Source organism: Archangium sp., assembly GCF_036388035.1.
GTDB lineage: Bacteria > Myxococcota > Myxococcia > Myxococcales > Myxococcaceae > Archangium.
In genome coordinates this window covers 1-13,167 of record NZ_DASVSO010000425.1, presented here as the reverse complement: position 1 = coordinate 13,167, position 13,167 = coordinate 1, and the positions used below count along the sequence as shown (strand labels likewise).

Genomic DNA, 13,167 nt, shown 5'->3' with positions numbered 1-13,167 from the left:
CCTCGTCGGAGAGAGGGCAGGCATCTGAATGGGCGTGGCCATACGGGTCTCAGGCTCCCTCGCGGTAGAGGACCTTCTTCACGGCCGCGATGATCTTGGGCGCGTCCGGCTGGATCGCGTTCTCCAGGTTCGCCGCATAGGACATGTTCACGTCGAGGCCGGTGATGCGCATCACCGGGGCGTCCAGGTCGTCGAAACCCTTGGACTGGATGATGTCCACCACCTGCGCGCCCACGCCGGCCAGGGGCCAGCCCTCCTCGACGACGACCGCGCGGTTCGTCTTGCGCACGGTGGCGAGGATGGCCTCCTCGTCCAGCGGACGCAGCGTGCGCAGGTCGAGGATCTCCACCGAGATGCCCTCGGCCTCGAGCTGCTTCGCGGCCTCCTCGCAGAAGTAGTACATGCGCGACCAGGTGATGAGGCTGACGTCCTTGCCCTCGCGCTTCACGTCCGCCTTGCCGATGGGGACGATGTGCTCGCCCTCGGGCACCTCGCCCTTGAGGGCATAGAGGCGCTCGCCCTCGATCATGATGACGGGGTTCTCATCGCGGATGGCGGACTTGAGCAGGCCCTTGGCGTCCGCCGGCGTGGCCGGGGCCACCACCTTCAGGCCCGGGAAGTGGGCGTAGGTGGACTCCAGCGCCTGGCTGTGCTGGCTGGAGAGCCGGCCGCCCGCGCCACCCGGGCCGCGGAACACGATGGGGCAGCGCAGCTGGCCGCCCGACATGTGCCGCAGCTTCGCCGCGTTGTTGACGATCTGATCCATCGCCAGGATGGCGAAGTTCCAGGTCATCATCTCCACCACCGGACGCAGGCCCACCATCGCGGCGCCCACGCCCAGGCCGGTGAAGCCCAGCTCGGAGATGGGCGCGTCGATGATGCGCGCGCTCCCGAACCGGTCCAGCAGTCCCTGCGACACCTTGAAGGCGCCCTGGTAGCGACCCACTTCCTCACCAATCAGGAAGACGTTGGCGTCGCGCTCCATCTCCTCGGCGAGCGCCTGGTTCAGCGCCTCGCGGTACATCAACTCGGCCATTGTTGGCTCCGAATGCGAAATCCGTAGGTTGTCGTCAGTGGAAAGAGGACTAGCGCTTGAGGCCGGCCGCCTTGTCCGCCTTGTCGGCCTGCTCGCGCGGCTCCAGGTCCCACGTCACCTTCAGCTCCTGGCCCGAGGGGTAGCTCGGCCACTTCGTCACCTTCTGGCCCAGCACGCGCTCGCGGGGGCGCACATCCTCCTCGCCCTCCTCCACGATGGTGTCCTTCCACAGCTCGTCCAGGCTGGGCTCGGGCGACTCGTCGGCGAACTTCACCGCCGCGTCCACCTGCCCCTTCACCTCGGCCTCGATGGCCTCGAACTCCTCGTCCTTCGCCAGGCCCTGCTTGAGGGCGTAGTCGCGGAGGCGTGGAATCGGGTCGTTCTTGCGCTCGTCCTCCACCTCCTGCTTGGTGCGGTAGGTGGCGGGGTCCGCCATGGAGTGGCCACGGAAGCGGTAGGTGTTGGCCTCCATCAGCACCGGGCCGTTGCCCGCGCGGATGTACGCGGCGGCGTCCTTCACCGCCTCGTACATCTTCAGCACATCCATGCCGTCCACGGCCTCGTGGCGCATGTTGTAGGCCTCGCCGCGCTTGTGGATCTCCGGCACCGCCGCGACGCGCGCGATGGCCGTGCCCATGCCATAGCGGTTGTTCTCGCAGATGTAGAGCACCGGCAGCTTCCACTTCACCGCCATGTTGAACGTCTCGTGGAAGATGCCCTGGTTGGCCGCGGCGTCACCGAAGTAGCACACGGTGATGCGGTCCTCGTTGCGGTAGCGGCTGGCGAAGGCCATGCCCGCGGCCAGGCCAATCTGCGCGCCGACGATGCCGTAGCCGCCGTAGAAGTGGTTCTCGATGTCGAAGATGTGCATCGAGCCGCCCTTGCCCTTGCTATAGCCCCCGGTGCGGCCGAAGAGCTCCGCCATCACCATGCCCGGGTCCGAGCCCCGCGCCAGCGGCTGGGCGTGGTCGCGGTAACCCGAGAGCATGTAGTCATCCGGGCGGATGGCCTCCTCGACACCCGCTGCCACGGCCTCCTGGCCGATGTACAGGTGGCAGAAGCCGGCGATCTTCCCGAGACCGTACTGCTGGCCCGCTCGTTCCTCGAAGCGGCGCATGAGGTACATCTTCCGGTACATCGTCAACAGCAGGTCCTTCGAGTACTTGCTGGCCACCGCCAATGCCTCCGTCGAAGAGACCGCCCCACGTGAGGGGCGGCAGACGCCGTGCGCCTCCATAGCGCGCGGACATGGGACTGCAAGGGGTTTCGTGCGCAAAACGGGCGGGCAAGTCCTGCGCCCCACCCTTAGGCGCATTGCGTCACGGCTCGAATGAGAAGTGCGGCACGGACACGATTTCGTCGAGGAGCACCACCGGTCGGCCCGAGTGGTCGGTCGCCAGATGGACGACCTTGGCCCCCGGGAATCGGCGCAGGTAGTCGTTGGCGTGGGTGGGCTCGTTGTCGAAGGCGGCGATGACCTGCCCCAACTCCCCCAGGCGGGCGTGGGCGGTGCGCTTGAAGGCGTCGTCGTCCTCGCGCTCGGTGGGCTTCATCAGCAGGTGGACCCGCCCCTCGCCGGGCAGGGCCAGCCCGTTGCGGCGCATGCAGGCGATGGTGCCCGGCCGCATGCCCTCATGGCGTCCCGTCACATAGGCCAGATGCGCCCCGGTGGCCGCCACCGCGTGGGTAAAGGCCGCGGCGCCCTGGATGGCCACGTCGTCCTCGCAGTAGTGGCTGGTGAAGAAGCGCTTGAGCCAGAAGCTGCGGGCCGCCTCGAAGTGGGCCTCCACCTCCTCGGACGAGAGGCCACAGTTGCGCATGGCCCCTCGCATGTCGAAGCCACTCTCCCAGTGGTGCGGCTCGCAGGTGCCGAGCTTCTCCAAGGCCTGAGCCTGGCCAAACTCCCGGAGGATGCGCGCCTGTCGCGGCCGGTTGTCGAAGAGGGTCGAGTCCAGGTCGAAGGCGAGGACCGCCTGGGAGCCGAGCGAGCGGGCCTGCTCTAGAATCGCCCGCAGCGTCTGCTGCCAGCCCTGCTGGACACGGGTTCTGAGGTTCGAGGCCATGGTCCCTGAGGATACATGCCACCTCGCGCCCGGGCAGCGAGGAATTCACGCCGCTCAGGCGGCCGAGCGGATGGGCTCGGGCTGGGGGGGCTGCTCCGACGGACCCAGGCGCAACATCCGCTTGATGCCGTTGCGGTCCAGCACCAGCCGGACGAGCTGCAGCGACACCCGCTCCTGCCCCGCCTCCTGGACGATGAAGCGGAAGGCCAGGTCCACCTGGTAGCTCTTCGCACCGCGCACCCGGCCCACGGAGAAGTCCTCCAGGTCCACGTACTCCAGCGCGTACTCGGGCTCGTCCATGTCGCGCAGGAAGCGCTCCACGTTGAGCCGGATGATGTCGGTGATGCCGCTCAGCCCCCGCTCCGTGCGCGGCAGCAGCTCCACGTCCAGCACCACCTGCTTCTGGTAGCGGATGACCGTCTCGGCCAGCTCGCCCTGGAGCACGGTGATGAAGTCGTCACGGGAGCGCAATGCGGCCACCGCCTCGGGCACCTTCACCGCGCTGCCGTAGTCCACCTTCTCCTCGCAGGTGCCCAAGCCCCGGCCCGTCACCGGATCCACGATGCGCGCCGTGCGGTCATACAGGTGCCGCGCCGCCACCTGGCTGAAGATGCGGCGCATGCCCTCCTTGATGCGGTCCTTCATCATGTAACCCACCACCATGATGAGGAAGAAGTTGAGGCTCGCCTGGGTGAAGCGCACCTGCGCCCAGAAGGCCACCGCCGTGGCGAACGTCATCGCCACGCCCGCGGCGAGCGCGAACAACACCTCCTCCCAGCTCTGGCGCCGCGAGGCCCGCCGCGCCGAGAGGAAGAGGATGTTCATGCAGAACTTCTTCAGCAGGCCACACCGGTGCATGTACTCCTCGTTGTCACCGGTGGGGCTGAGGACCGAGCGCAGCTGGTGGTCCTTGCGGTACTGCTCCTCGCGCAGCACCTCCTCCATCATCTCCTTGCGCAACTCGATGTAGATGCCCGAGCGCGGCAGCGCGTCCATGTCCGCCACGGACTTGCGGAAGAACTGCTCCACCGTGAGGCTCATGTACTCGTCCACCAGGCGGATGGAGGCGCGCGTCTTCTCCTGCAGCCGGCAGTGGTTGGCCGAGCGCGCCCACTCGCGGAAGCGCGCCAGCACCCGCCGCGCTCCGTCCCGAGCCGCGCGCACGTCCACCTCGAGCTGCGCGCACGAGGCATCTCCGGCCCGGACCATGGCCTCGCACCGCTCGTCCACGCTGTGGGCGAAGCGCCGCAGCGCCCCGCGGAAGATGCAGGACAGCAGCTTGGACTGGTAGACGAGCTCCGACTCGCTGGTGAGCCCCGTGCGCAGCCCCGCCTCCAGCCGCGTCAGGGGCGAGCCGTCCACGGACACCAGCTCCGCCAGCGTCATCACCGGCGTCTTGAAGCGCACGTAGTTGTGGATGTCCGCGTAGAAGTCCGCCCGCGGGTACGTCTCCGCGTCGATGTTCAGGCTCGCCGGCAGGAAGATGTACGTCTCCACGAGATAGCGCGTCTCGTCGTCCGCCCCGGAGGGCTGGTACTCGAGCTTGATCTCGAACTGCTTCCGGTCGTGGATGTCGAGCCGGTTCTGCAACAGCGGGACGGGGGCCTGGGACACACCCGCACTCTAGGTCACGGGCCTGTCACGTCCTAGTGACCCAGGGACCAAAGCTGGCGGCCAGTGAACGCCTCCCGTCGAGGCCCCGCCTCACTTCCGGACGTCCAGAAGCAGTCCCCCTCGCTGACGTCACCGGGCCAGGACTCGAAGCATGTAGGACGGGCTCATCTCTTTTGACCTCAAATGAGGGAGGGGCGCGGGAAGGCGGTCCTCGGTTCTGGTCCACGGGAAGTGATGAAGTGCGGGGTAGCGCAGCAGGCCCGGTGGAACGGACCTGCTCCCAACATGGACGACCGACGATGGCCACCCCCAGGAGCCGCCTGCTCGAAGAGGTACGAATCCAGAGGCCCTATCGGCCCCTCCGCAGGGCATGGTGGCTGCTCGTCGGCTGTGTGTTCCTCCAGGCCTGTGCGACCACTCCCAGGCACCCCTCATCGTTCCGCTACGTCGACTCTCCATCGGCCACCTGCCGCCACAGCCTTTCCGGGTGCGTCGCGCTCTATGGGAAGGAAATCGCCTCCACGACCGCCGTTCTGAAAGTGGCGCTAAACGTGGCGGAGAAGGCAGCCATCGACCAGACGCTCGCGGAATGCGCGGACCTGGCCCGCTCGGAGGTCCTGTTGCGGCACCAGGGCGATTTCGAGGAGCCCAGCCCCAATGCCGATGAGTGCAATGAGCCGGCGAGGAACGCGAAGCGCAAGGGCATGACGTGGGCCATGCAGTTGGGCGTGGAAATGCACGACGAGGCCCTGAAATGCGCAGGGGAGCGACTGGGCAAGCTGCGCCCGGGACGATTCAGCCTGGAGCCGCGCTACCGTTACGACTCAAGGACGGGACGCTGGAAGCTGGTCAGCCGCGAGGAGGAGCGGCTCCTGGAGGAAACCGGCAATGGCGGCGAGTTGCTGGGCTCGCTCCAGCCCGACGTGGTGATTCACGCGGGCGACCCGCTCACGGTGCAGGAGATCTACGACTTCAAGTTCCCCTGCGTGAGCAGTGATCGAGTTCCCAAGTGGGACGATTACCCGGACGACCATCCCTACGCTGGGTCGAATCAAGGGGAGATGTACAAGAAGGTACTGGGGGCGAAACCAGCACGCGTCGTACCCCGATTGGGAGTCACCGAATGAGTGAGCACCCTCCGAGAGTCCGGATCTACGCGGAGAACGGACACCTGCTGATTCGCGATGGGCTGAGCCTTACGTTCTACATGCGCCACCCCCACGCGCAGGTAGCACAAGGGGTGATGCACTCCCTGGATGCTTACTTGCGCGCCGTGGAACCGAATGCGCTTGGCGTGTACGCGGGTCAGGAGGGCTGCTGGCAGAAGCTCGATGACGCCGGTTGGACGCACATCAGAGAAGAACTGCGGCGCCCCCGCAGTGCCAACATCCACCTGGCGGATGCGTCGACCCGCGAGAATCGCTATTCGTTCGCGTACCGCGGCAGCACGCTCAAGCCACTCCCCTGGGAGAGCGACGGGTCGAAACTGGTATCGGCGGTGTCGTTCTGGCTGCCCACCGAGTTCCTGGAGCAACACGGCCCGGGGCGGGTACGCGAGCTGGCGCTGGAGTTGGCGAAGCCCCTGCCCTTCTGCTCGGGCCATGCCGGACTCTCCTTCAACTGTGAGACCGACCTGCTCGGCGTGGAGCGAGAGGTCCACAAGTTGAGCTTCCGCAACCCGGGGATGGACATTCCCGACCCGTTCCTTCTCTCGTCGGACATCGGCACGCGGCTCAAAGGCGTGCACTGGTTGAACTTCCTGGGCCAGCCCGTGCTGGGCGAACTCGGAGGCGCGGCGGCCCTGAGGGCACGGCTCCACTCACCGGGGACCACCGTGCAGGAGTTGGAGGGAGAACGGGCCGTCATCACCCTGGGTCCACAACCAGAGGCCGGCGATACGGAGCAGGGCCGCACGCTCCCCGCTTATCGGGAGCTGGCGCGCGTGCTGGAGCCCTGGCTCTACCGCACGGAGTCCCGACACGCGCACCTCGAGGTTCCAGAGCACGTCCGCCGCTGGGAGCGCCGCTTCCTCGACGAGCCCTGACTCTCAGAGGGGTCGACTACGAGTGACATGTACGCCCAAGGAGCACATCACTTCTAGTCGACTAGAAGTGAGCGGGCTCCCGGGCCGTTTTCAGGAACCGCGGCGGACGCGCTGCTCAGCCCTCGGTGCCGGTGCGAGCGGCGGGCGCCGAGGCGGGGATGGCCGCGGGCTGCGGCGCCGTCTTGGGCTGCGGCTTGGCATTCCACACCCGGGTGGCCAGCAGCAGACCGAGGAAGGACAGCGGCACCAGGGCGATGGGCCAGTTGCTCCAGTTGGCGGCATCCTTCGCCGCCTCGCCCGAGGGGAGGAGCTTGCCGAGCAGCAGCGACTGGAGAGCGGTGCCCGCGTAGACGGCGCCGTCGATGATGCCAACCGCCAGGCCCGCGTTCTTCTTGCCGCCGAAGTCCATGCTGGCGGTGCCCGACAGCATCCCATGCACGCCGATGACGCACAGGGACATGAAGATGACCGTCCAGCCCAGCATCCAGGTCTGGAGCAGGAAGAGCGAGGCCACCGCGCCCAGGGCCATGCCCGCGTAGAGCACCGCGGAGACGGGCCCGCGCCGCGAGTCGAACACCCGATCGGAAATGATGCCGGCGAACATCCCTCCGGTGATACCGGCCACGCACAGCAGCATGCCCCAGTTGGCCGCCACGAACGACTCGCCGAGTCCCGTGGCCTTCGCGAACTTGGGGTACCACTGCATGATGGCGTTGCGCTGGTAGCCGCTGCAGAACTCGATGGCCAGGATGGTGAGGATGATCGGATTGCGGATCATCTTCAGGAACACGTCCTTGGCTCCGGGCTGCGGTCCGGTGTCGCCCGAGGAGGCATCGGCCGTATCGAAGTCGGGATGGCCCGTGTGGCTCGGCGTGTCGCGGATGACGAAGAAGTCCAGCACCACGAAGGCCGCGAGGATGGCCGCCGGCACGAAGAAGACCCACCACGTGGGCGCCGCCTTGGAGATGAGGCGGCTCCAGTCATAGGCGAAGTAGACGCCCAGCGAGATGAGGATGCCGAACACCCCGCCCAGCAGCCCGCGCTCCTTCACGTGGAACCAGGCCGCGTTCACCTTGACGATGGAGACCGCGCCGAAGCTCTGGAAGTACATGTTCAGCGCGTAGAGGAAGGACAGCGTGGCCACCAGGCCGCCCGGCGGCTGCCACCCGCCATTGAGCACGCCGTACACCACCGCCCCCATCAGCACGTTGCACACCGACGAGCCGGCCGCGGACAGAAGGATCGTCTTGCGGCCGCCCAGCTTGTCCGTCAGCGGGCCATTGAGGAGGAAGGCAAAGCCGTACGTCAGCGTGCCCCAGAAGAAGATGGTGCCGAAGTCCTCGTTCGTGGTGCGGTTGCCCAGCGCGCTGGTGGCGACGTTGACGTTGTAGCGCCCCATGTAGAGGAACGCGTACGTCATGCCCAGCGGGAACCAGTTGAGGAGGCGGCGGCGCTTGAAGGCCTCGGTATGCCCCAGTTCCACCTTGGGCAACCGCGCGAGCACCAGCGCGATCGCCGCGAGCAGGATGAGGATCGGCAGCAGCGGCTGAAGCCACGGGGGCAACGACGACATCAGGCGACCTCGGTGGGGAGAGACGGAACGGGCGCACCCTACCCGGTCCCGCCCCTCCCGGCCACCCTCGGCCTCATCCCGTCACGCCTGCTCGGCCAGCAGCCGCAGGAGGGCGATCTCCGTCTTCGCGTCCGGCACCTGCCCGCTGCGGCACAGCGCCAGCAGCTCGCGGATGGGCCTCCACTGCAAGTGCGTGCCCTCCTCCAACGGAGAGCCATCCCCCTTCGGCACCCCAGGCTCCTTGCCCGTCACGTCCACCGCCGCCGGAAACACCTTCTCCGAGAGGATGCCCGGCGCCAGGAAGAAGCCCGCTCCCAGGAGCTGAATCTCCTCCGGCTTCACCTCGTACCCAGCCTCCTCGTGAACCTCCTCGGCCGCGCGGTGACGCAGGCCCGCCTCGCCCTTGTCCTCCGGCTCCAGCAGCCCCGCGACGATCTCCTCCACCCGCAGGTACGTCGCCCCGTCCGGCACCGTCATCTCCTTGCCGCGCCGGAAGTAGGCCGCCGGCCGCAGGTTCATCCGCGTCAGCACCTCCAGCCCCGACACACCGCGGCGGTACACCAGCACCGCCACCGCATCCAGCCGCGGCCGGTCCACCACGTCCACCCGGTACACCTTGGACGCCGTGCCGTCCGCGCGCCGGTTCTGGCACCGCAGCCGCCGCACTCGCAGGAAACCCTCATCGCAGCGCGCGGTTGCCGAGAAATCCTCGATGATCTCGATATCCGTCACGGAAGACTGACTGCTCGTTCGCATGCCTGCTCCCTTACCGGAAGGACCTGACGTGGGGGCGTTGCTTGCCCACCTGGGGATGATCTCGTACCTTGCGCCGTCGTCTAGCGGTCAAATTCTTCAAGCCCCCCGGATTCCCCCCGATGCGACGTCTTCTGCTCGGCCTCCTGTGTGCCCTGCTCTCCGCCTCCTGTATGCCCGTGATGGAGGGTGAGGACACCGACCTCAGCGGTCAGGAGGTCCGGCTCACGCTGCTGCACACCTCGGACATCCACTCGCGGCTCATCCCCTACGACTTCGCGCCGCTGAAGACGGACACCGACCTCGGCCTCATCCCGGACGTGGGCCCCTTCGGTGGGGCCACCCGCATGGCGGCCATCCTCAAGCGCGAGCGCGAGCGCTCCGAGCGCGTGCTGCACCTGGACTCGGGTGACTGCTTCCAGGGCGCGCCCATCTTCAACGTCAACAGCGGCGAGGCCGAGTTCCGCTTCCTGTCCCGGGCGCGGCTGGACGCGGCGGTGATCGGCAACCACGAGTTCGACGCCGGCCTGCGCAACTTCGTGGAGAAGGCGCGCGACTTCGCCACCTTCCCGCTGATGGCGGCCAACTACTACTGGGACAGCCCCAAGGACGCCGGCAACGAGCAGGCCGCGCTCAACACCTCGCCCTACGTCATCCGCAACGTGCAGGGCCTCAAGGTGGGCATCATCGGCATGGCCAACCTCGCCTCGCTCAACTCGCTGGTGGAGGGTGGCAACTCGCTGCAGGCCACCCCGCTGGAGCAGAACGAGGCGGCGCGCGCCTACGTGCAGATGCTGCGCCCGGTGGTGGACCTCGTCGTGGTGGTCAGCCACCTGGGGCTCACCGAGGATCAGGATCTCGTCCGCGGCTACGAGGCCTATTACGAGTACGAGCGCGCCAGGCCCTACCTGGAGCGCGAGCACGATCGGTGGGAGCTGCTCGAGTGGGCCTCTCCGGAGCAGGAGAACAACCCCCAGGGCGTGGTGAAGGTGCGCATCCCCGGCGTGTCCGGCCTGGACATCATCCTGGGCGGCCACCTGCACGTGGTGCTCAACCCGCCGCAGCAGCTCAGCGATCCCAGCGGCCGCAAGGTGCTGATCGCCCACTCGGGCGCCTTCGCCAAGTACGTGGGCCGCCTGGACGTGATGGTGAAGGTGCCGCAGCAGAAGGGTACGCTGGATGGCGCCGAGGTGGTCAGCCACTCCTACCGCCCCTTCCCCCTGGACGGCCTGTGGTGCGACGACGCCAAGCGCGACTGGTACCAGAAGGAAAAGAACGACACGTTCCGCACCCTGGGCTCCTTCATCAACGCCGCGGGCGTGCGCGAGGCCGTCCGCAAGTGCCAGGAGCTGGAGGACCGCGAGACCACGGACCTGCTCCAGCCCTACCTGCTGGGCATGGACTTCAACCTCCAGCTCACCTCCATCTTCTCCTACGCGCCGCGCGACCTGGATCGCCGCAACAACACCTCCTCGAGCGGTGACTCGCCGCTGGGCAACATCACCGCGGACTCCATGCGCAGGCGCCGCGCCGTGGAGGCGGAGATGGCCCTCACCAACTCGCTCGGCATCCGCGACAACCTCTACGCCGGCGCGGTGACCCAGGAGGCGATGTTCAACGTGTTCCCGTTCGAGAACACCATCAACATCATGAACCTCTCGGGCGTGGAGATTCAGGAGATGCTCGACTTCGTGGCCGATCGCTCCGCCAGCCGCGGCTGCCTCAGCCAGGCGCAGGTCTCCGGCGCGCGCTTCACCATGGACTGCGCCCAGGTGCAGCTCAACGAGCTGCGCATTCCCTGCGAGCCGGCGAAGAACGCCGCCGACTGCCCCCAGGCGAACCGCGAGGGCCACGCGCCCTGGCAGTGCCTCCAGGACCAGGACGGTGCCCGCTGCTGGGCCCACACCGCCACGGACGTCTTCATCAACGGCAACCCCATCAACCCCAACGGCATGTACCGCGTGGCGGTGAACGACTACATCGCCAAGGGAGGCTCGGGCTTCAGCGTCCTCAAGCGCAACACCACCCGCCAGGAGACGGGCATCTCCCTGCGCGACTCGCTCATCGGCTACATGCAGGGCTTCTGCACCTGCGAGGACATCAACCAGGGCCGCACCACCTCCAAGACGGGCCAGCAGTGCGGCACGCTGCATGATGGCAAGTGGGTGGTGGACGACGAGCTGCGCAACTTCTGCGGCAAGGCCAAGGACTTCGAGGACCTGCTGGCTCTCAAGGCGGGCGACTGCACGTGCCGCCAGCTCCTCAACGCGCCCACCGACCTGCCCCAGCTCTGCAACAAGCCAGACCTCACGATGGGGGAGATCCGCACCACGTGCGGCAAGAACCCCAAGGACAAGGTGGGCACCTGCGAGTGCAGGGATGTCCTCAAGCTGCTGCCCACCGCAGTGCCCCAGCGCTGCGACGCCCTCCCGCTGGAGGACATCCGCGCCACGTGCGCCGTGCCCACGGCCAAGGTGGGCGACTGCACGTGCCGAGAGATCCTCACCGTGCCCGCCAACGCGCCCACGCTCTGCAACACGCCGAACCTCACGCCGGAGCAGATCCGCACCACGTGCGCCGTGCCCACGGCCCAGGTGGGCACCTGCGCGTGCAAACAGTTCCTCACCGTGCCCGACATCGCCGGGGCCTGCAACGTGCCGAATCTCACGGAGAATGACATCGTCGCCCGGTGCATCGTGCCCTCGGGCCCGTACACCGGCCGCTGCAACTGCCGCGACGCGCTCAAGGGTGCCCAGGAGTGCGGCTCGGTCACCCGGCAGCTCGAGAGCTTCTGTGAGAACCCCACGGAAATGCCTATCGCCAATGCGTCCGCGGATGGCCGTATCGGCCGGAGGGTGAAGTAATGAAGAAGAGTCTGCTCCTCCTGGCCGCGACCGCCGCCGTGTCCGGCTGCTACAGCGTGGAAAACGCCAAGCCCTCCGGCGTGGGCTCGTTCCGTGTGCTCGTGCAGAGCATCAACGCGGTGAACGGCAGCGGCGCCCCACAGGCGCTCGACGTCGTCCCCTCTTGCATCAAGCGCTACGGCACCGCGACCGAGCAGGTGCCCCCCGAGGTGCGCGGGACGGAGGACTGCCGCTACATCGCCCCCAATGGTCCGGTGGAGATGACGCTGGACATCACCGCGCTGGACAAGAACGGCCAGCCGTTCGACTTCAACGAGGCGGTGGCCTTTCAGGTGGAGCCGGGCAGGCTCACCGGTACCTACAAGTATCACTGGACGACGCTCACCAAGGGGCGGGGCATCGGCAAGGTACGGGCCGAGTTCCTCTATGGCGAGGTGCGCGTCTGGGTGAAGGACGAGCGCTTCGAGCCCACCTACGTCGATGGCGGCATCCTCTACCACACCGATGCCGGCAGCGCGGACCCCGAGCAGTTCCCGAAGGAGCCCGACACGGGCCGCTCCTACGCCGCCGGCGCCTCCGCGCCCGTGTTCTTCGCCGAGCCCACGCTGGCCTCCATCCAGCGCCCGCAGGTGCCGGACAACCGGTCCTCGCCCTTCGTGGGGCAGTTCGTCACCATCGGCCGCGCCCCTGAGTCCGGCTCCGTGCTGTACCAGAACTGCCCGGACATCGACGTGGACAAGGATGGCAAGGTGGACGTCCTGCCGCCCAAGCCGGTGACGCTGCTGGTGACGGGGACGGATCCCTCGGGATTCTACGTCACCGACATGACGGCCTGCCGCGTGCCGGATCCCACCGAGCCGAGCGGCTACCTGCCGGGCACCTTCGGCTCCATGTACGTCTACAACTACAGCTTCCCCGAGGGACTCGACCCGGGAGATCTGCTGTGGACGCTGGCCGGCTCCCTCCAGGAGTTCACCTCCACCACGCAGCTCACCTTCCCCTCGTGGTCGGTGCGAGAGCACGTGCGCGAGCTGCCGCCGGAGCAGTGGAACAAGTACCTGAACCTCAACCCGCCCGTGGAGCTGAACCTGCGCCACTGCGGGCTGCCGGACTCCCTGTCGCCCGGCCCCGTCGACAAGCTGTGCGGCTTCTACAATGACAACATGAAGCTGGAGAGCCTGGAGTCAGCGCTGGTGAAGGTGCACCACGTGCGCTTCCCC

8 protein-coding genes and 2 pseudogenes are annotated in these 13,167 nt (G+C 67.5%); 4 read left to right on the top strand and 6 right to left on the bottom strand.

Features of this window, described 5'->3' with window-relative positions; translation table 11 throughout:
* Positions 1 to 49 precede the first annotated feature (49 nt).
* From VF697_RS17125 to VF697_RS17110, 4 genes and pseudogenes are all read right to left on the bottom strand, one after another.
* Positions 50 to 1,069, bottom strand: a pseudogene (locus VF697_RS17125) (pyruvate dehydrogenase complex E1 component subunit beta); the annotation flags it as partial.
* Between the two features lie 16 nt (positions 1,070 to 1,085).
* The gene (pdhA, locus tag VF697_RS17120) at positions 1,086 to 2,210 is read right to left on the bottom strand and encodes a pyruvate dehydrogenase (acetyl-transferring) E1 component subunit alpha (protein WP_331096291.1); all 1,125 of its coding nucleotides are present in this window, start codon (positions 2,208 to 2,210) and stop codon (positions 1,086 to 1,088) included.
* Positions 2,211 to 2,355: 145 nt separating this feature from the next.
* Positions 2,356 to 3,099, bottom strand: coding sequence for a hypothetical protein (locus tag VF697_RS17115; protein WP_331096289.1), 744 nt, complete (start codon positions 3,097 to 3,099; stop codon positions 2,356 to 2,358).
* Positions 3,100 to 3,153: 54 nt separating this feature from the next.
* Positions 3,154 to 4,713, bottom strand: a complete 1,560-nt coding sequence (locus VF697_RS17110) for a hypothetical protein (protein WP_331096288.1) — start codon at positions 4,711 to 4,713, stop codon at positions 3,154 to 3,156.
* Between the two features lie 299 nt (positions 4,714 to 5,012).
* Here VF697_RS17110 and VF697_RS17105 point away from each other — a divergent pair, with 299 nt between their 5' ends.
* Both VF697_RS17105 and VF697_RS17100 read left to right on the top strand, forming a co-directional pair.
* Complete coding sequence (locus VF697_RS17105) at positions 5,013 to 5,840, top strand: hypothetical protein (protein ID WP_331096286.1); 828 nt, start codon at positions 5,013 to 5,015, stop codon at positions 5,838 to 5,840.
* Complete coding sequence (locus tag VF697_RS17100; RefSeq protein WP_331096284.1) at positions 5,837 to 6,757, top strand: DUF3396 domain-containing protein; 921 nt, start codon at positions 5,837 to 5,839, stop codon at positions 6,755 to 6,757. Before VF697_RS17105 ends, VF697_RS17100 begins: the two co-directional genes overlap by 4 nt.
* Before the next feature lie 115 nt (positions 6,758 to 6,872).
* On the opposite strand, the gene VF697_RS17095 is transcribed toward VF697_RS17100, so the two are convergent.
* Together VF697_RS17095 and VF697_RS17090 are read right to left on the bottom strand one after the other, a co-directional pair.
* A complete protein-coding gene (locus VF697_RS17095; RefSeq protein WP_331096282.1) occupies positions 6,873 to 8,330 on the bottom strand; it encodes an MFS transporter in 1,458 nt (485 codons plus the stop codon).
* Positions 8,331 to 8,411: 81 nt separating this feature from the next.
* On the bottom strand, positions 8,412 to 9,086 hold the full coding sequence (locus VF697_RS17090; protein ID WP_331096280.1) for an NUDIX hydrolase: 675 nt from the start codon (positions 9,084 to 9,086) through the stop codon (positions 8,412 to 8,414).
* Between the two features lie 119 nt (positions 9,087 to 9,205).
* On the opposite strand from VF697_RS17090, the gene VF697_RS17085 reads away from it, so the two are divergent.
* Together VF697_RS17085 and VF697_RS17080 are read left to right on the top strand one after the other, a co-directional pair.
* Positions 9,206 to 11,947 carry a bifunctional UDP-sugar hydrolase/5'-nucleotidase gene (locus VF697_RS17085; RefSeq protein ID WP_331096279.1) on the top strand — a complete coding sequence of 914 codons (2,742 nt, stop codon included), beginning with the start codon at positions 9,206 to 9,208 and terminating at the stop codon, positions 11,945 to 11,947.
* Positions 11,947 to 13,167: pseudogene (locus VF697_RS17080) on the top strand (hypothetical protein); the annotation flags it as partial. The gene VF697_RS17085 and the pseudogene VF697_RS17080, both read left to right, overlap by 1 nt.

What these genes read in the sequence shown, in the direction of transcription:
- VF697_RS17105 (WP_331096286.1), top strand. Translation starts at nt 5,013, where the DNA reads ATGGCCACCCCCAGGAGCCGCCTGCTCGAAGAGGTACGAATCCAGAGG.
- VF697_RS17115 (WP_331096289.1), bottom strand. Translation starts at nt 3,099, where the DNA reads ATGGCCTCGAACCTCAGAACCCGTGTCCAGCAGGGCTGGCAGCAGACG.
- VF697_RS17100 (WP_331096284.1), top strand. Translation starts at nt 5,837, where the DNA reads ATGAGTGAGCACCCTCCGAGAGTCCGGATCTACGCGGAGAACGGACAC.
- VF697_RS17095 (WP_331096282.1), bottom strand. Translation starts at nt 8,330, where the DNA reads ATGTCGTCGTTGCCCCCGTGGCTTCAGCCGCTGCTGCCGATCCTCATC.
- VF697_RS17090 (WP_331096280.1), bottom strand. Translation starts at nt 9,086, where the DNA reads ATGCGAACGAGCAGTCAGTCTTCCGTGACGGATATCGAGATCATCGAG.
- VF697_RS17085 (WP_331096279.1), top strand. Translation starts at nt 9,206, where the DNA reads ATGCGACGTCTTCTGCTCGGCCTCCTGTGTGCCCTGCTCTCCGCCTCC.